This window comes from Staphylococcus sp. ZWU0021, from assembly GCF_000798895.1.
In the GTDB taxonomy this organism is placed as follows: domain Bacteria; phylum Bacillota; class Bacilli; order Staphylococcales; family Staphylococcaceae; genus Staphylococcus; species Staphylococcus saprophyticus.
Window position 1 is genome coordinate 399112 of sequence record NZ_JTLN01000027.1, and the last position, 16921, is coordinate 416032.

Below are 16921 nucleotides of genomic sequence, written 5' to 3' on the forward strand. Positions count from 1 at the left end.
TTTTATTTAGGTAAGACATTTTTTAGTCTGTTGTATAACAAAATAAATATGATAGAGATGACAATACCTTTAATGATGTTAAAGGGAATCACACCAGATACGATGACGATTTTTACATTTTCAACAACGTCAGATAGATTCATAATCATGCCATACAGTGGGAGTAAAACGAAATAGTTCAGTATACTTAATACAATTGTCATAACTACTGTCGCAATACTTAGTCCAACAATTTGTGACTTAATTTTATCTTTATATTTCGTTACAAAATAAGCTGTTAATAAAAAGCTAGATGCTGCTAAAAAATTTGCAACTGGTCCAACTGGATCACCTATGTTAAATAAAAAGTTGAGTAAATTTTTTATGAATTCTACAATAAGACCTGCTACAGGCCCTAAAATAAATGTTGCTAATAATGCGGGAACATCACCAAAATCTAACGTTAAATAAGGTGGCAAAAATGGTATTGGAAATTTTATAAACATTAAAATGAAAGCCACCGCACTCAACATACTTATGGTAATGAGTCTTTTTGTTTGTTGATGCATATTTAATTGTCTCCTTCCATTCATCTTACATAGAATAGGAGGAATAAATTGCACAACAAATCATGTCCTCCATCTTCTCCCATCCAGACTTTACTGTCGGCTCTAGATTTTCACTAGATCAGCCATTTTATTATATATAATAAAATGGGTCGCAGGCTTTATTTACTGCCGGTTGGGAATTGCACCCTACCCCGAAGATGAATTTCTTAAATTTTATAAATTTATCATAGCTTATTAGTCAGATAAAAACAATAGAATTGCTTAAAATAACTCATTGCCGAGCCATTGTGTGTATTGCGCATGGGATAAAATGATTAAAAATTAAATTAAATTAAATTCAAGATACCAACGAAAATAATCCGCCACAAGCCATAGTAGTACCATGCTTGTGACGGATTTGTAATAGATTAGAATTATTAAAGATAAATTAGTTTGTTTTAGGTTTTGGTAGAGTGATGATAAATGTAGTCCCTTTACCAAGTGTACTTTTAACATCTATAGTACCACCATGCTCGTGTATAATCATGCGACATATGAACAACCCTAATCCTGTTCCTTGTTTACCTCTTTTACGAGCAGTGTCTACTTTATAGAATCTATCAAATACTTGTTGTAAATGTTCAGGTGCTATGCCTGATCCAGTGTCACTAATATAAAGGATGTTTTCAGTTTGCGTTTCTCCAAACTCAATCTTTATTTCGTCACCTGGTTCAGTATATCTTGAAGCATTGTCTATAAGATTGGTTAATACTTGTTCAATTCTATCAGAATCATAATACCACATCTGATTGTGAGTATTTGGACTTAAATTCATATTTAAACCTAAATCTTTAGCATGTTTTTGATACTTTTGTTGCACCTTATCAAGCAAATGATCAATGGGTTGAACAACTTTTTTTACAGTTAATCCTTCTGCGTCCATACGAGCAACATTTAATAACTCATTCACTAATCTGTTCAAGCGTTTTGTTTCATCTAACACAATTGATAGTGACTCATGAATTTCTGCAGGTTCGGTGACGATACCATCAACGATGGATTCTGTATACCCTTGCAGTAAAGATATAGGCGTGCGTAATTCATGTGATACATTTGCAATAAAGTCTTTTTTCATTTGGTCCATATTATGTTCATTAGTCATATCACGAATGATAGCTACAATACCACTGCGACCATCAGGTTGAATTTGTTCGATATAGCTTGTAATAATTACAAAATAGCGCGTGTTAATTTCATAAACTTCAAATTGCGTTTTTTTATTTTTAAATGTAAGTTCATTTTGTTCATCAAGTTTTTCTAAAGCAAAATCATCTAACATTTGCAATGTAGTATTAGCCATTTTGTTTGAAATGATAATTTCTTTTTTATCATTAAAACCTAATACGCCTTCTACCATTGAATTGATTAGACTATCGCGGATATTTTTAGATGAAGATAACGCGTCAATGTGTTGCTGTATTTCGGAACTCATTGTATTAAATGCGCGTGATAATTCCCCTATTTCATCTCGCGAATTGACTGGGACAACTTGCGCATAATCACCTTTAGATACTTTTAACGCTTGTGTTCTTAAATTTCTTAAAGGCTTTGTAATTCTAGAAGATAAGAAGAAGGCAAAGATAGTTGTTATCGCTAAAAAGATAATCGCAATAATTAAAATGATAACGGTAATGACATTGTTTGTGTCTTCAATCGTTTTTAGGTCTTGATAAATGAATACACCACTAAACTTATTTGTGTGATTATCCGCTGATGAAATGGCTTTTGTAGGATAACCGATTAATACATAAGTTCGTTGATTTCCATTCATATTTAAGGTGACATGTTCAGAAACTTGTTTACCATTATTAAATACTTGATTGTAATCATTGCTTTTTTTAATTTCTTTGACCATTTTGTTTTTCGTTTTATCTTTATCCTGTCTATCTATATGCTTATCATTCATTATGATAAGTCCAACTGGTCCTTCGATTAATTTTCTACTATGTTGAATTGCAGTTTCTCTATTATCTGCGCTTTCTAAAAGTTGACTAATTCGTTTTGCATCTTTTAATAATGAGTCTTCTGTTTCTTGCGTGAAATAAGATTGTATAAACGTTATAAGCGCTGCACTTAATAAAATTAAAACTGTAGTCACTATAAAAATAATAGTTAACCACAGTTTAATGACGACGCTATTGAGTTGATTCATTATTTGATTTGATTTCAAATTTATAACCAACACCCCATACAGTTTGTATCATATGTGCAGCGTCCTCTGATACACGATTTAATTTCTCTCTTAAACGTTTAACGTGAGTATCTACAGTTCGTAAGTCACCATAGAACTCATAATGCCATACTTCTTTTAGTAATTGTTCTCTATCAAATACTTTATTAGGTGTTTTTGCTAGGAAGATCAATAATTCATATTCTTTAGGTGTTAAATTCACTTGACTACCATCTGCCAACACTCTGTGTGCATCGTTATCAATCACTAAGTGATCAAATTCTATTAAATCACGTGCATGTGGTTCGCTTTGTTCGGCAGTTGCCACTTGTGTACGTCTTAATAATGCTTTAACACGTAGGACCACTTCTCTTGGAGAGAATGGTTTTACGATGTAGTCATCCGCACCAGATTCAAATCCTTCTACACGATTTGTTTCCTCACCTTTAGCAGTTAACATGATAATGGGTGTTTCCTTATGCTCTCTTAATTTAGACGCAACGGTAATGCCATCCATTTCAGGTAGCATCAAATCTAATAAAATGCAAGCATAGTCATGTTCCATTGCCATTCTATATGCTTCATTTCCATCATTTGCTTCATGTATTTCAAAAGATTCTCTTTCGAGATATAGTTTCAATAATCTTCTAATACGATCTTCATCGTCTACAATTAGTATTTCGTTTGACATACGTATATACCTCCCACACGACTAACTTTCTAATTCAACCATATTATATCATAGCTTTAAGGTTAAAAGTGGTTATGAAGAAAAAGTTTGTGAAAAAATTATCATAGTTGATAATTTAAATTCAGATTAATTACCGTGTTCTGCAATTTGGCGTATCATTTTAACTTCGTGTGGCGTAAGTACTCTACCTTCACCAGCATTTAAACCTTTCAAGTTTAATGGTCCAAATTCAATGCGTTGCAATTTGGTTACTTGATGTCCAAAATGTTCAAACATGCGACGCACTTGTCGATTACGTCCTTCAGTAATAGTGATTTCAACTAATGTTGTGTTTTTATCTTTATCTTGATTTTTCACTTTAATTATAGCAGGTTGAGTAACACCATCTTCTAGTTGGACACCTTGTTCAAGCGATTTCACTTCTTCACGCATGAGATAACCTTTTAATTTTACTACATATTTTTTCTTTATTTTATAACGTGGATGTGTCATAAGATTAGTGAATTCGCCGTCATTTGTCAGTAATAATAAACCAGATGTATCATAATCTAAACGGCCAACTGGATAAATTCTTGTTTTAATTTGTTTAAAGTAGTCAGTTACAACTTTACGCCCTCTGTCATCTGAAACACTGGTGATGACTTGTGCAGGTTTATAAAATAGTATATATAATTTGTCTTCTTGTTCTAATTTGATACCCTCTACTTCGATGCTATCAGAAGGTTTAACTTTAGTGCCTAATTCAGTTTCAACTGTGCCATTCACTTTTACTTTGCCTTCAGTAATTAAAGTTTCTGCTTTTCTACGTGAAGTATAGCCACTGTTGGCAATACGTTTTTGAAGTCTTTCTGTATCTTTATTCATGATTATCTCCTTTTTGATTAACTAAGTTACTAAAGAACGCTTCGATTTCTTCATCTTCTTCGTCTGTAGTAGGTAAATCGTCTAAATGTTCAATACCAAATACGTTTAAAAATAGTTCAGTGGTATAAAGTTGATGACTTCTAGAATCGGCTTGCTCTTTAGCTTCTACTAAACCGCGAGCGATTAATGTTTTAACAGCGCCGTCTGAATTAATACCTCTAATTAGTTCAATATCACTGCGTGATAAGGGCTGATTATATGCAATGATGGATAAAGATTCCATTGCAGCTTGTGATAATTTCATTTTTGATTTTTGTTCAATTAATTGTTCGATATAATCAGATGCTTCTTTCTTGGTAGTTAATACATAAGTATTACCGTAGTGTTGAATCGTTAAACCGGGTGAATCATACGCTTCAATTAATTCTGTTAATGTTGTTGGTTCAATTTCTAAAATTTCTAGTAGTTGCTGTTGATCCAAACCTTCGTCTCCGGCTGTGTATAGTAGTGCTTCTAATATGCCTTTATCTTGCAACGCCATAGTTTACTCCTCTTAAAATATTAATATCATCAAAACTTTTTGCTTGTTCAATATTTACTATACCGGATTTCGACATTTCAAGTATAGCTAAGAAATGTGTCACTACCATTTCTATCGGTTCTGTAAAATTAAATAAGCTAAAGAAGTTAAAGGACTCATGCTGCTTTAATTTATCAGTGACTTGTGAAGTTGCTTGTTGTATTGTGAATGTTTCTTTACGTATATCTACTGTTTTAGGTGTATGGAACTCAACTCTGTTTTTTACTTTTTGATAGGCAATGATTAATTCTGTTAAATCAATTGTATTATCTGGGCTCCATGTTTCATTGGATTCTAAATGGGATAAATCCGTTGGATGTTTAGAAAAATATAAAGCACGTTCGACTTTACGTTCATTTAAAAATTCAGTGTAGGCTTTATAATTTTGATATTCGATTAAACGATCCACCAATTCGTCTCGTGGATCATCATCTAAATCTTCCACTTCATTCGTTTGAGGTAGAAGCATTTTACTTTTTATCATCAATAATTCTGAAGCCATGACTAAGTATTCACTAGCAATATTAATTTCTAATTGATTCATCGTATGTATATATTGCATATACTGCTCAGTTAATGCTTTCATAGGAATATCATAAATATCAATTTCAATTTTTTGTATAAGATGCAATAATAAATCTAATGGTCCATTAAAGGCATCTAGTTTTACTTCGTACATTTTATCTACCTCATATCGCAAGTTAAGTGCGTAATTCACTAAAGTATTATAGCATGTTTAATGAAAACATTTAAATTTGGAGCGATTTTTTATGGAAAATGCATTAAAGGAATTTTATTTTCAATTTCATACGAATCAACATTACTTTTTATGTCACGACATTTTAGAGGAAGCTTGGAAGGAAAATAAATCTTTCAGTAAGGATGACGCTGTCGTCAGTTTAATTTTATTTGCAACTGGATGTTATCACTTTCGTAGAGAAAATGATAAAGGTGCTATCAAATCTTTTAGAAAAGCATTAAAAGTTATTGAACCTTACAAAGAAGAAATCAATCTAGGTATTGATATCAAAGCATACCAAAAAGTGATTGCTGAATTAGTACATGCTATTGAAAATGGTCAAAAATTTGCACCAGTACAGTTACCAATCACTTCACAAATGCAACAAAAAATTTTAACAACGTATCCAAACTATATCATGACGGAATATGTTATTAGAGATAGTTACATTGTTAATCATCATTTAGAAAGAGATAGAACAGAAGTGAATGAGGCTCGTTTAAACGCATTATATCAAAAACAACAAGAAAGAAAATAAAAGTACTAAACCAATTGTTTGCATATAAAAACACAGGCGAGTATTCAACGAATCAACTTGTCTGTGTTTATGCACGTGGATGAAATTCATTATACATTTTTCTAATTTGTGATTTGGATACATGTGTATACAATTGTGTGGTAGATATATCAGAATGTCCTAACATTTCTTGAACTGCACGTAAATCTGCCCCATTTTCTAGTAAATGCGTGGCAAATGAATGTCTCAATGTATGTGGTGTTAATGATTTTGTGATATTAGCTTTGATAGCGTTTTGTTTAATCATTTTCCATATAGCTTGTCTTGATAAAGGTTTGCCATGCATATTTAGAAATAAGGTATTCGTCACTGTTTTCTTCAACAATTGAGGACGAATGGTTTCTATGTATGTCTTTAAATATTCTATTACTGTGTCACCTAAAGGTACAATACGCTCTTTATTACCTTTTCCAAATACTTTGACAAAGCCCATAATTAAATTTACATCTTCTAACTCAATTTGGATGAGCTCAGAAACACGCATGCCTGTCGCATATAATAACTCTAGCATTGTGCGATCTCGATACCCATTTATTTTAGCCAAATTGGGCGTTTCCAATAGTGCTAACACTTCATTTATTTCTAATACATCAGGTAATTTGCGATCATATTTGGGTGTCTCGATAAGTACAGTTGGATCTTTTGCAGCATACTTTTCTCTCAACGCAAATTGATGAAAACTTCTAATTGTTGAAATAAACCGTGCTAACGATTTAGCAGAAGCGCCATTATCATGTAAATACCCCAGACATTGTTGAATGGATGCTCTATCAATAAAATCAATATGACTAATCTTTTGTAACTCTAAAAAAGTATTATATTTTTTTAAATCTCTCCGATAAGCTCCTATTGTATTCGAGCTTAATCCTTTTTCTAATTGAATGAATTTCAAATATTCTTCAATAATCGTATCCAAGATACCACCTCTATCTTTAAAATGGTGTACGTAGCTGAGTTATTTACCCAATGCCTGGCAATCAGAACATACACCATGGAATGTCAAACGATGATCAGAAATTCTAAAATTAAAATCATTTTCGACACGTTCTTCAACTTGTGGCAATAAGTCTTCTTCAATTTCTTCTACTTTGCCACATTCCATACAAACAAGGTGGTGGTGAAAATGTTTTGCGCCTTCTTTACGTAAATCAAAACGAGCGACGCCATCTCCGAAATTAATTTTATCAACAACTTTTAATTCTGATAATAGCTCTAACGTACGATATACTGTTGCTAGACCTATTTCAGGTGCTTTGTCCTTCACTTTTAAATAAACATCTTCAGCACTTAAATGATCTTTTTCATTTTCAATTAAAACACGCAACGTAGCTTCTCGTTGAGGTGTCAATTTATATGAAGATTGTTGTAATTGTTGCTTCACGCGATTTAAACGTTCTTCCACGGAAGCCTCACTCCCCTACTAATAATTATAATCATTTTAATTTACATAATGATTTATATATAAAATACCAGTAATTGATAAAATACGCAAGTCAACTTGCTTCTTATTTATAATCATTATAATTAAGGAGTAAATGTTGTAATGCAATAATCGTTTTAGCATCTTCGAAATACTTATTTTTTAACATATCTTTAATGTCGTCTACATCGTAATATACTAATTCAATAAATTCATCATCATCGAGATGCATTTCTCCAACTTTTAAACTATTAGCCATATATATGGAAATTTTCTCATTTGAAAAACCCGGAGAACCGTACATTTCTGTAATTAGTTCTAACTCTTCAGCTATATAACCTGTTTCTTCTTCTAATTCACGCTTAGCTGCAGAAAGCCGTGCTTCGCCTTTTTCTAATTTGCCTGCTGGAATTTCTAATAATGGCTTTTCAGCTGGTTTACGAAATTGTTTTACTAAGATGACTTTGTTTTCAGGTGTCACCGGACAAACTGCGACTGCCCCATTATGATAAACTAATTCACGTTTAGATGTGTTGCCATCGGGTAATTCAACATCGTGGACTTCTAAATCAATAATTGCGCCTTTATAAATGGATTCTTTATGTATTGTTTTCTCATATAAATTCATTTTAATCACGTTCCTTTAATTTGATTTAAGTTACTGTTAAGATAAATACGTTAGTATATAGGGAGCAATTAAAATAAGTATTTCAAATGACTAATAAGTCGTATTTAGTAAAATTATTTTTAATCCCTATGATTTGAGTGTATCGAAAGGAGAAACGACATGCAAAAAAATGTTTTAAAAAGTGGTATTGAACTCTCAGAATTAGGATTAGGTTGTATGAGTTTAGGCACAGATATTAACCAAGCTGAACCAATTATAGAACGTGCAATAGAACATGGTATTACTTACTTTGATACAGCAGATATATATGATAAAGGTGTAAATGAAGATATTGTAGGAAAAACACTTAAAAAATATCAAGATAGAAGTGACATCGTCATTGGTACTAAAGTAGGAAATCATTTAGCTGATGATGGTTCTACGTTTTGGGACCCTTCGAAAGCTTACATTAAAGAAGCAGTAAAAGGTTCATTAAGTCGCTTAGGACTTGACCATTTAGACTTGTATCAATTACATGGTGGAACGATAGATGATCCTCTAGATGAAACGATTGCTGCATTCGATGAATTGAAACAAGAAGGCATCGTCCGAGCATATGGTATTTCTTCAATTAGACCCAATGTTATCGATTATTATTTAAAACATAGTGATATTGAAACACTCATGTCTCAATTTAATTTAATAGATAATAGACCGGAAGCGTTATTAGATGATGTACATGCTAAAAAAGTGAAAGTTTTAGCTCGTGGTCCAGTTTTTAAAGGATTGTTAACTTCTAACAGTAATCAAGCCTTAGATCGTAAGTTTTCAGAAGGTATTTTTGATTACACATATCCTGAATTAGGCGAAACTGTTGCATCTATTAAAGAAATCGAAAGCAATCTATCCAGTTTAACATTTAATTACTTAACCTCTCATGATGCGTTAGGTTCAATCATTGTAGGGGCAAGTAGTGTGAATCAACTGGATGAAAATGTTGAAAATTATAAACTGTCTAAAGATATCAGCTTAGAAAAATTGAAAGCAGCACGTGATCGCGTTAAAAATTTAGAATACACGCAACATTTAAAATAAGTTAACCAATTAAAGCGTATGAGTTATTTTAGATAGGAAAGTGAACTAAACTGTATCCTATTTAATCTTACTCATACGCTTTTAATATTATATAACCACTCATATTGATTAAGATTTGTTATTAAATAAAAAAGTGAAGTGCTTTTCAATAAATCGAGGTGCTAACTGATAGATACGTAAGAGATGATGCAACCAACTTGGTGCATTAATTTCTTCTTTTTGAGTGATTATCGCATTAACAATACGTTGTGCTAATTTATCGGAGTTTAGCATGATTTTTTTATATTTTTTTGAATATGTTAATGAAGGATCTGCTTTTTCATGGAATGGTGTTGCTATTGGTCCTGTATTAACTGTTAGTACATGGTAATTGGGTTTTTCAATACGGAGTGCATTTAGTACTTGATTAAATGCAGCTTTACTAGCACCGTAATGGGCAGCAGAAGCTTGTGTCAAAAATGCAGACTGACTTCCAATGCCTACGATTGTAGGCATGCGACTGAAATGTGGTTGTAATGTAGTTAATAATGAATTAAAGCTAATTACATTTAACATATATGTTTCTTGCATTTCTTCTATTGTGTGTTGATTAATTGATTTGAAATAACCTAACCCAGAACTATAGATGATACCATCGATGGATTGTCCTTTAAAATGGTTGCTAAGTTGGACGATTTGCGATGTGGACTGTAAATCACATTGGATAATCTTTAAATGTGAGGAGCCATATTTTAATTGAAGCGGCTTTAGCTTATTAACGTCACGTACCAGTGCAGTCACATAGACCTGTTTTTGTAATAGAATGTGTAAGATAGATTTACCTAATCCACTTGATGCGCCTGTTAAGACATAATGTCTACCTATCATATGTATCCCTACCCTTTGTTAATATATGGATAGTATATATGAAGTCATTACGTTATGCCATTTATTATGGAAATATTAGGCATATTGTGAAACTATGTTACTATAGATACATAAATGAAACATAAAAACTCAGAGGAAGTGAAATGTTCACATGAAACTAGTATTTTATGGTGCTGGTAATATGGCACATGCAATTTTTACAGGTATCGTTAATTCTAAAGTTATAGATTCCAATGATATTTATTTAACAAATCGTTCTAATGAAGTTGCACTTAAAGAATATGCTGAAAAGTTAGGTGTCAATTATAGTTATGATGATGAAGCGTTATTAAAAGCGGCAGATTATGTATTTTTAGGAACTAAACCTTATGATTTCGAATCATTAGCAGAAAGAATTAAACCATTTATAACAGACAAAAATAAATTTATCTCTATCATGGCTGGTTTACCCATTAGTTATATAAGAGAAAAATTGGAAGCGGACAATCCAATTGCACGTATTATGCCAAATACCAATGCACATGTAGGTCATTCAGTTACTGGAATTAGTTTTTCAAGTAATTTTGGTCCAAATTCTAAAGACGAAGTCGATGAATTAATTAATGCCTTTGGTTCAGCAATAGAGGTTCCAGAGGATAATTTACATCAAGTGACAGCCATTACAGGAAGTGGTCCAGCATTTTTATACCATGTATTCGAGCAATATGTTACAGCTGGTACACGCTTAGGTTTGGAAAAAGCACAAGTCGAAGAATCGATTCGAAACTTAATTATTGGAACAAGTAAAATGATTGAACGTTCTGAATTAAGCATGGAACAACTTAGAAAAAACATCACATCTAAAGGTGGCACTACTCAAGCAGGATTAAATGCCCTTTCACAACATGACTTAGAAAGTGTTTTTGAGGATTGTTTGAGAGCTGCAGTGGATCGTAGCGTTGAACTTTCAAGCCAGGATGAAGATTAAGGACTGACATTTTACAACAATAATAAATAGAAACATGTTTTTTCATAAAATTATAAACACCCTTTAAAGTAGAAGTTCTAAAAATTTCACTTTAAAGGGTATTTTATATATGGGATTTTAATTTCCACTATATTCATTATTATAAGCAAGTTTTAAAAAGACCACGAATCAAAATCTTTCACAAATTTAAATGGAGGTGTAGTGGGAAGTGATTTGAGTGATTTACTAATCGTTTCAACTTCTTCAATTGTGTAACGATTACTCATGTGTGTAATCAAGCTATAATCTACGTGGGCATTTTCTATTAGTGTAAATACATCCTCAATATGGCTATGATGATAATTGTTTGCTAATGATTTATCACCTTCTATATAAGTACTTTCATGAACCATAACATTAGCATGATCGGCGATGATTTCTTCATTTTGACACGGCATTGTATCACCAAATATAGCGATAACAGGTCCTTTCACAGCATCCCCTTTAAAATCTTTGGAATTATAAATAATGCCATTATATTCAAATGTTTCATTATTTTTTACATCTTGATATTTAGGCCCAGGCTCTAACCCAATTTCTTTAAGCGCCGATACATCTATTTTTCCAGATGTATAAGGTGCTTCGATACGATATCCGAAAGAAGGTATACCGTGATTTAACATATGCGCTTCTACATTAAAACCATTATTTTGATAGGATAAGTGGTTTTCGATTTCTATATATGTAATTGGATAATTTAATTTAGATTCAGATAAACGTAAAGTCGTTTCTATATATGCTTTAATTCCTTTAGGTCCAATGAGTGTTAGTGGCTTACCTTCACCACCTTGAAACGACCTACTCGTTAATAATCCTGGTAACCCAAAAATATGGTCTCCATGCATATGCGTTATAAAAATGTGATCTACCTTTCCTAATTTAATAGAATGATGCAATATTTGGTGTTGTGTACCTTCACCGACATCAAATAGCCAGATATTATTAGAATATGGTTCCAAGTTTAATGCAATTGCTTGTGTATTTCGTTCTTTTGTTGGTAGACCAGCACTCGTACCAAAAAATGTGATTTCCATGCATATGCCTCCTCTTCTTGTTCACATTTTATCATAGAAAAGAATAAAAAATATATTAAAATTTTCTTCTCTCAAGCAAAAAGGTATGAACTAAACAGATTATTGTTCTATAATATAAAGAGATTTATAAAAAGAATTGAGGTTTTGATCTTGAATACTAAAAATAAAGACATTCCATGCTTAATAACAATATTCGGAGCAACGGGTGATTTAAGTCACAGAAAATTATTCCCATCATTGTTCCATCTATATCAACAAGAAAATTTAAATGAACAAGTTGCTATAATTGGTATAGGTCGAAGAGAGTTAACAAATGATGATTTTCGTAGTCAAGTGAAATCATCTATTCAAGAACATGTTAAAGACACGAAGCATCTTGATAAATTTATGGAACATGTATTTTATCATAAACACGATGTAAGTGACGAAGCAAGCTATCAATCATTACTAGAAGTTAGTAATAAACTAGACACTGAATTTAATTTAAATGGTAATAGATTGTTCTATTTAGCTATGGCGCCAAAATTCTTTGGTGTAATTTCTGATTATTTAAAATCATCTGGATTAACAGAAACGACTGGTTTCAAACGTTTAGTCATCGAAAAACCATTTGGCTCTGATTTAGCCTCTGCTGAAGATTTAAATGAACAATTACGTCGTTCATTTAAAGAAGAAGAAATTTATCGTATTGATCATTACTTAGGTAAAGATATGGTACAAAATATCGAAGTGCTACGTTTTGCTAACGCAATGTTCGAACCACTATGGAATAACAAATATATTTCCAATATCCAAGTAACATCTTCTGAAGTATTAGGTGTAGAAGATAGAGGTGGTTATTATGAATCAAGTGGTGCATTAAAAGATATGGTACAAAACCATATGCTACAAATGGTTGCCCTACTTGCTATGGAAGCGCCTATCAGTTTACACAGTGAAGATATTAGAGCAGAAAAAGTAAAAGCGCTTAAATCATTACGAAAATTAGAACCAGAAGAAGTGAGACAGAACTTTGTCCGTGGTCAATATGATGAAGGTGTAATCCAAGGTCAAAAAGTACCAAAATATAGAGATGAAGATCGTGTTGCTGAAAATTCTACTACCCCTACTTTCGTAGCAGGTAAATTAACGATCGATAACTTTAGATGGGCAGGCGTACCTTTTTATATTAGAACTGGTAAACGTATGAAGAGTAAAACAATACAAGTTGTTGTTGAATTTAAAGAAGTGCCAATGAACTTGTATTATGAAACTGATAAAAAATTAGACTCAAACTTACTTGTAATCAATATTCAGCCTAATGAAGGTGTGTCATTACACTTAAATGCTAAGAAAAATGTACAAGGCATAGAGACAGAACCTGTTCAATTATCATATGCAATGAGTGCACAAGATAAAATGAACACAGTCGATGCATATGAAAACTTATTGTTTGATTGCTTAAATGGTGATGCTACAAACTTTACACATTGGGAAGAATTAAAATCGACATGGAAGTTTGTAGATGCAATTCAAGAAGAATGGAATCAAAATGAACCAGAGTTTCCTAATTATGAGTCAGGTTCTAATGGTCCGCTTGATAGTGATTTATTATTAAGTAGAGATGGTTTCAAATGGTGGGACGATATTCATTAAATAATATATTGCTAATCATACGAGCATCAACATTTGTAACTTTACAATGTTGATGCTTTTTTGTTAACTATTTTTTATGTTATGATTTAAGCTATTGAGTAAAAAAAGTGAATGCCAAATAACTTATTTACATTTTACCCTATTTAATATTTTTAAGATGTAAGCGGAATGAAAATGATGTAGAATATACTTAATCAGTTAAAAACATATTATATTATGTAGTCATTTTTTAAGAGTAGTAAAACACGGGATCATATGTTTTTTGTGTTATTCAGTTGATACATCGGCTGATAAATATAGAGGGTTACTTCGTGAGAAAAGTGATTCGTTGTGAATTTGATTCGTGCTCTATCAGTAGATAGTTTATGTTTTTTATTTGAATGGAAAATCTAGTTTAGGAGTGAAAGTTTTGGACGTTATCAAGCAAATACAACAGGCAATTGTTTATATAGAAGATCATTTATTAGTGCCTTTTCATTTGCAAGCACTCAGTGATTACGTTGGTCTTTCACCATATCACCTCGATCAATCGTTTAAAATGATTGTTGGTCAATCTCCGACAGAATATGCTAGGTCTCGTAGAATGACATTAGCAGCGAATGAAATTATAAGTGGATCTAGTCGATTAATGGATATTGCTAAAAAATATCATTACAGTGACACAAATGCTTTTGCAAATGATTTTAGTGACTTTCACGGGGTTTCACCTATTCAAGTCAACACAAAACGTGAAGAGCTAAAGATGCAACCACGTTTATATATTAAATTAACAACAACAGAAAAACCGCCCAATGCATATCGTTTAGAGGATGCAGCGGGCATAGCTTTAGTTGGTTATGCACAATTTATCGATTCAGAACATTTAGAGAATCCTTTTAAGGTACCAGATTTTCTTGAGGACTTAATGGAAGATGGAAAAATCAAGGAGCTACAACGTTACAATGATATTAGCCCACATGAATTGTTTGTAGTAAATTGTCCGCTAGATGAAGGTATGGAAATATTTGTTGGTGTGCCTAGTGAAAGGTATCCGTCTCATTTAGAAAGTAGATATCTTCCAGAAAGGCAATATGCAAAATTTAATCTACAAGGTGAGTTAGACTATGTTGTGAATGAGGCATGGTATTATATAGAAACAAGCTTACAAATGACTTTACCTTATGAACACAATAGTCTTTACGTTGAAGTATATCCATTTGATATCTCATTTGATGATCCATTTTGTAAAATTCAATTATGGATGCCTGTAGATCAAGAACAATACTTAGATTATGATGAAACAAACCGATAAAATATAAATAGATAGACCCACCACTCATTATTGTGGTGGGTCTATCTATTGGCTAAGCTGAGACGTTTGTAGGCTCAGTTTATTTTTATTTGTTTGTTAAATCAAGGACAAATGCTTCAAAAGGTCGTAATGCATTCATGTTAATAGCGCGGTCTTTATAGTTATGAAGTAAAATATGATTGCTATGATTGGACATATAATCAGGCATATTTAAAGATGTTATTTGATCAGTAAGATTACCGACAATTAAGATCTGCTTATCATCTAATGTTCTTGTATATGCGAATACTTGTTCATTATTTGTATCAACAAGATCAAATTTACCATATGTGTAGACATCATCAGATTTTTTCAATTGAATCATTGCTTTATAAAAATTGAGTATTGAATTTGGATTATCTTGTTGTTCAGCAACATTGATTTGTTGATAATTAGGATTTACTGGGAACCACGGTTGATGATCTGAAAATCCAGCATTTTTATTTTGGTTCCATTGCATAGGCGTTCTTGAATTATCTCTATTTTCCATTTTATGTTTTTCTAATAATGCAGACGTATCACCATTTTGCGCTTTTACAATATTGTATTCATTAACTACGGCGACATCATTAAAAGTCTCGATGCTTTCAAATGGATAATTTGTCATACCTATTTCCTGTCCTTGATAAATAAATGGGGTGCCTTGTTGTAAGAAATAAACAATTGCATGGCTTGTTGCAGATTCATACCAATACGTTTTGTCATCTCCCCATGTAGATACACGTCTAGGTTGATCATGATTTTCTATAAATAACGCATTCCAACCTACATTTTCTAGTTTCTTTTGCCATCTATTTAATATAGTTTTGTATGATTTTACATCAAATTTTACGTCACCGGTGTTCCATAAACCTAAATGTTCGAATTGGAATATCATGTTAAATTTGCCTTTATCTTCCCCTACCCAATCCTCTGCATTATCTGGATTAACACCATTGGCTTCGCCTACAGTCATAATATTATACTGACTTAGTGATTTATCTTTCATTTCCTGTAACCATGTTTGAATGCCAGGTTGATTCATATCAACATCAAATGCCGGTGCATATGTTTTACCTTCAGGTACGGATAAATCTCCAGCCTCGAATGATTTTTTTATATGTGTAATTGCATCTACTCTAAAACCATCAATTCCTTTTTCAAACCACCAATTCATCATATCAAATATTTCATTACGAACTGCTGGATTATCCCAGTTTAAATCAGGTTGTTTTTTACTAAACAAATGGAAATAATATTCTTGAGTTTGCTCATCAAATTCCCAAGTTGAACCATTAAATATGCTTTCCCAATTATTTGGTTCAGAACCATCTGATTTTGGCTTTTTCCAGATGTACCAATCTCGCTTGGGGTTGTCTTTGCTTGATTTTGATTCAATGAACCAAGGATGTTCATCTGAAGTATGATTAACAACAAGATCAAGGATTAATTTCATGCCACGTTTATGTACACCTTCTAGTAATTGATTAAAATCATGCATCGTACCAAATTCATCCATAATATCTTTATAATCACTAATATCATATCCGTTATCATCATTTGGTGATTTATACATTGGGCTTAACCAAATAACATCGATACCTAAGTCCTTTAAATAATCCAACTTTTCTATAACACCCGGTAAGTCACCGATACCATCGTTGTTTGAGTCATTAAAGCTTCTTGGATAAACTTGATATGCGACAGCTTCTTTCCACCATTGTTTATTCATAATGTTTC

General features: G+C 32.2%; 17 protein-coding genes and 1 riboswitch. Of the genes, 5 read left to right on the plus strand and 12 right to left on the minus strand.

The window, feature by feature from the left end; translation table 11 throughout:
- Nucleotides 1–2: 2 nt before the first annotated feature.
- From L987_RS07320 to L987_RS07345, 6 genes are all read right to left on the minus strand, one after another.
- Complete coding sequence (locus L987_RS07320) at nucleotides 3–548, minus strand: ECF transporter S component (protein WP_037538408.1); 546 nt, start codon at nucleotides 546–548, stop codon at nucleotides 3–5.
- A 67-nt stretch (nucleotides 549–615) separates the two neighbouring features.
- Nucleotides 616–751, minus strand: a riboswitch (FMN riboswitch).
- A 224-nt stretch (nucleotides 752–975) separates the two neighbouring features.
- Nucleotides 976–2739, minus strand: coding sequence for an ATP-binding protein (locus tag L987_RS07325; protein ID WP_047504293.1), 1764 nt, complete (start codon nucleotides 2737–2739; stop codon nucleotides 976–978).
- Nucleotides 2723–3448, minus strand: a complete 726-nt coding sequence (locus tag L987_RS07330) for a response regulator (RefSeq protein ID WP_011303060.1) — start codon at nucleotides 3446–3448, stop codon at nucleotides 2723–2725. Before L987_RS07330 ends, L987_RS07325 begins: the two co-directional genes overlap by 17 nt.
- A 126-nt stretch (nucleotides 3449–3574) precedes the next feature.
- Nucleotides 3575–4312: a pseudouridine synthase gene (locus L987_RS07335; RefSeq protein ID WP_002483234.1), complete on the minus strand. Its 738-nt coding sequence runs from the start codon at nucleotides 4310–4312 to the stop codon at nucleotides 3575–3577.
- Nucleotides 4305–4853, minus strand: coding sequence for an SMC-Scp complex subunit ScpB (gene scpB, locus L987_RS07340; protein ID WP_047503875.1), 549 nt, complete (start codon nucleotides 4851–4853; stop codon nucleotides 4305–4307). Before scpB ends, L987_RS07335 begins: the two co-directional genes overlap by 8 nt.
- Nucleotides 4837–5571: a segregation and condensation protein A gene (locus L987_RS07345; protein WP_011303059.1), complete on the minus strand. Its 735-nt coding sequence runs from the start codon at nucleotides 5569–5571 to the stop codon at nucleotides 4837–4839. Before L987_RS07345 ends, scpB begins: the two co-directional genes overlap by 17 nt.
- A gap of 91 nt (nucleotides 5572–5662) precedes the next feature.
- Here L987_RS07345 and L987_RS07350 point away from each other — a divergent pair, with 91 nt between their 5' ends.
- Nucleotides 5663–6169: a DUF309 domain-containing protein gene (locus tag L987_RS07350; protein WP_011303058.1), complete on the plus strand. Its 507-nt coding sequence runs from the start codon at nucleotides 5663–5665 to the stop codon at nucleotides 6167–6169.
- Between the two features lie 67 nt (nucleotides 6170–6236).
- Here the strand turns inward: L987_RS07350 and xerD are convergent, their stop codons facing one another.
- The 3 genes from xerD to L987_RS07365 all read right to left on the minus strand — a co-directional run bounded on the left by xerD (nucleotide 6237) and on the right by L987_RS07365 (nucleotide 8256).
- A complete protein-coding gene (gene xerD / locus L987_RS07355; RefSeq protein WP_002483230.1) occupies nucleotides 6237–7124 on the minus strand; it encodes a site-specific tyrosine recombinase XerD in 888 nt (295 codons plus the stop codon).
- 39 nt (nucleotides 7125–7163) lie between these two features.
- Nucleotides 7164–7610 (minus strand): ferric iron uptake transcriptional regulator, encoded by a 447-nt coding sequence (gene fur, locus L987_RS07360; protein WP_002483229.1) that lies wholly within the window; start codon nucleotides 7608–7610, stop codon nucleotides 7164–7166.
- A 103-nt stretch (nucleotides 7611–7713) separates the two neighbouring features.
- Complete coding sequence (locus L987_RS07365) at nucleotides 7714–8256, minus strand: NUDIX hydrolase (protein WP_011303057.1); 543 nt, start codon at nucleotides 8254–8256, stop codon at nucleotides 7714–7716.
- A gap of 159 nt (nucleotides 8257–8415) precedes the next feature.
- Between L987_RS07365 and L987_RS07370 the strand changes: the two genes are divergently transcribed.
- Nucleotides 8416–9330: an aldo/keto reductase gene (locus tag L987_RS07370; RefSeq protein ID WP_011303056.1), complete on the plus strand. Its 915-nt coding sequence runs from the start codon at nucleotides 8416–8418 to the stop codon at nucleotides 9328–9330.
- A gap of 108 nt (nucleotides 9331–9438) precedes the next feature.
- On the opposite strand, the gene L987_RS07375 is transcribed toward L987_RS07370, so the two are convergent.
- Entirely contained in the window at nucleotides 9439–10197 is a 759-nt protein-coding gene (locus L987_RS07375) for an SDR family NAD(P)-dependent oxidoreductase (protein WP_011303055.1), read from the minus strand.
- 151 nt (nucleotides 10198–10348) lie between these two features.
- Here L987_RS07375 and proC point away from each other — a divergent pair, with 151 nt between their 5' ends.
- Nucleotides 10349–11164 carry a pyrroline-5-carboxylate reductase gene (proC, locus tag L987_RS07380; RefSeq protein ID WP_011303054.1) on the plus strand — a complete coding sequence of 272 codons (816 nt, stop codon included), beginning with the start codon at nucleotides 10349–10351 and terminating at the stop codon, nucleotides 11162–11164.
- Between the two features lie 152 nt (nucleotides 11165–11316).
- Here the strand turns inward: proC and rnz are convergent, their stop codons facing one another.
- Nucleotides 11317–12237, minus strand: a complete 921-nt coding sequence (gene rnz / locus L987_RS07385; protein ID WP_002483224.1) for a ribonuclease Z — start codon at nucleotides 12235–12237, stop codon at nucleotides 11317–11319.
- A 150-nt stretch (nucleotides 12238–12387) separates the two neighbouring features.
- On the opposite strand from rnz, the gene zwf reads away from it, so the two are divergent.
- The gene (gene zwf, locus L987_RS07390) at nucleotides 12388–13872 is read left to right on the plus strand and encodes a glucose-6-phosphate dehydrogenase (protein ID WP_037538404.1); all 1485 of its coding nucleotides are present in this window, start codon (nucleotides 12388–12390) and stop codon (nucleotides 13870–13872) included.
- Nucleotides 13873–14281: 409 nt separating this feature from the next.
- Nucleotides 14282–15163, plus strand: a complete 882-nt coding sequence (locus L987_RS07395) for an AraC family transcriptional regulator (protein ID WP_011303052.1) — start codon at nucleotides 14282–14284, stop codon at nucleotides 15161–15163.
- Between the two features lie 85 nt (nucleotides 15164–15248).
- Here L987_RS07395 and L987_RS07400 read toward each other — a convergent pair whose 3' ends face one another.
- Complete coding sequence (locus L987_RS07400; RefSeq protein ID WP_011303051.1) at nucleotides 15249–16913, minus strand: glycoside hydrolase family 13 protein; 1665 nt, start codon at nucleotides 16911–16913, stop codon at nucleotides 15249–15251.
- Between the last annotated feature and the right edge of the window lie 8 nt (nucleotides 16914–16921).

What these genes read in the sequence shown, in the direction of transcription:
- L987_RS07365 (WP_011303057.1), bottom strand. Translation starts at nt 8,256, where the DNA reads ATGAATTTATATGAGAAAACAATACATAAAGAATCCATTTATAAAGGC.
- rnz (WP_002483224.1), bottom strand. Translation starts at nt 12,237, where the DNA reads ATGGAAATCACATTTTTTGGTACGAGTGCTGGTCTACCAACAAAAGAA.
- L987_RS07330 (WP_011303060.1), bottom strand. Translation starts at nt 3,448, where the DNA reads ATGTCAAACGAAATACTAATTGTAGACGATGAAGATCGTATTAGAAGA.
- L987_RS07345 (WP_011303059.1), bottom strand. Translation starts at nt 5,571, where the DNA reads ATGTACGAAGTAAAACTAGATGCCTTTAATGGACCATTAGATTTATTA.
- scpB (WP_047503875.1), bottom strand. Translation starts at nt 4,853, where the DNA reads ATGGCGTTGCAAGATAAAGGCATATTAGAAGCACTACTATACACAGCC.
- proC (WP_011303054.1), top strand. Translation starts at nt 10,349, where the DNA reads ATGAAACTAGTATTTTATGGTGCTGGTAATATGGCACATGCAATTTTT.
- L987_RS07350 (WP_011303058.1), top strand. Translation starts at nt 5,663, where the DNA reads ATGGAAAATGCATTAAAGGAATTTTATTTTCAATTTCATACGAATCAA.
- L987_RS07320 (WP_037538408.1), bottom strand. Translation starts at nt 548, where the DNA reads ATGCATCAACAAACAAAAAGACTCATTACCATAAGTATGTTGAGTGCG.
- L987_RS07375 (WP_011303055.1), bottom strand. Translation starts at nt 10,197, where the DNA reads ATGATAGGTAGACATTATGTCTTAACAGGCGCATCAAGTGGATTAGGT.
- L987_RS07370 (WP_011303056.1), top strand. Translation starts at nt 8,416, where the DNA reads ATGCAAAAAAATGTTTTAAAAAGTGGTATTGAACTCTCAGAATTAGGA.
- L987_RS07335 (WP_002483234.1), bottom strand. Translation starts at nt 4,312, where the DNA reads ATGAATAAAGATACAGAAAGACTTCAAAAACGTATTGCCAACAGTGGC.
- L987_RS07325 (WP_047504293.1), bottom strand. Translation starts at nt 2,739, where the DNA reads ATGAATCAACTCAATAGCGTCGTCATTAAACTGTGGTTAACTATTATT.
- L987_RS07400 (WP_011303051.1), bottom strand. Translation starts at nt 16,913, where the DNA reads ATGAATAAACAATGGTGGAAAGAAGCTGTCGCATATCAAGTTTATCCA.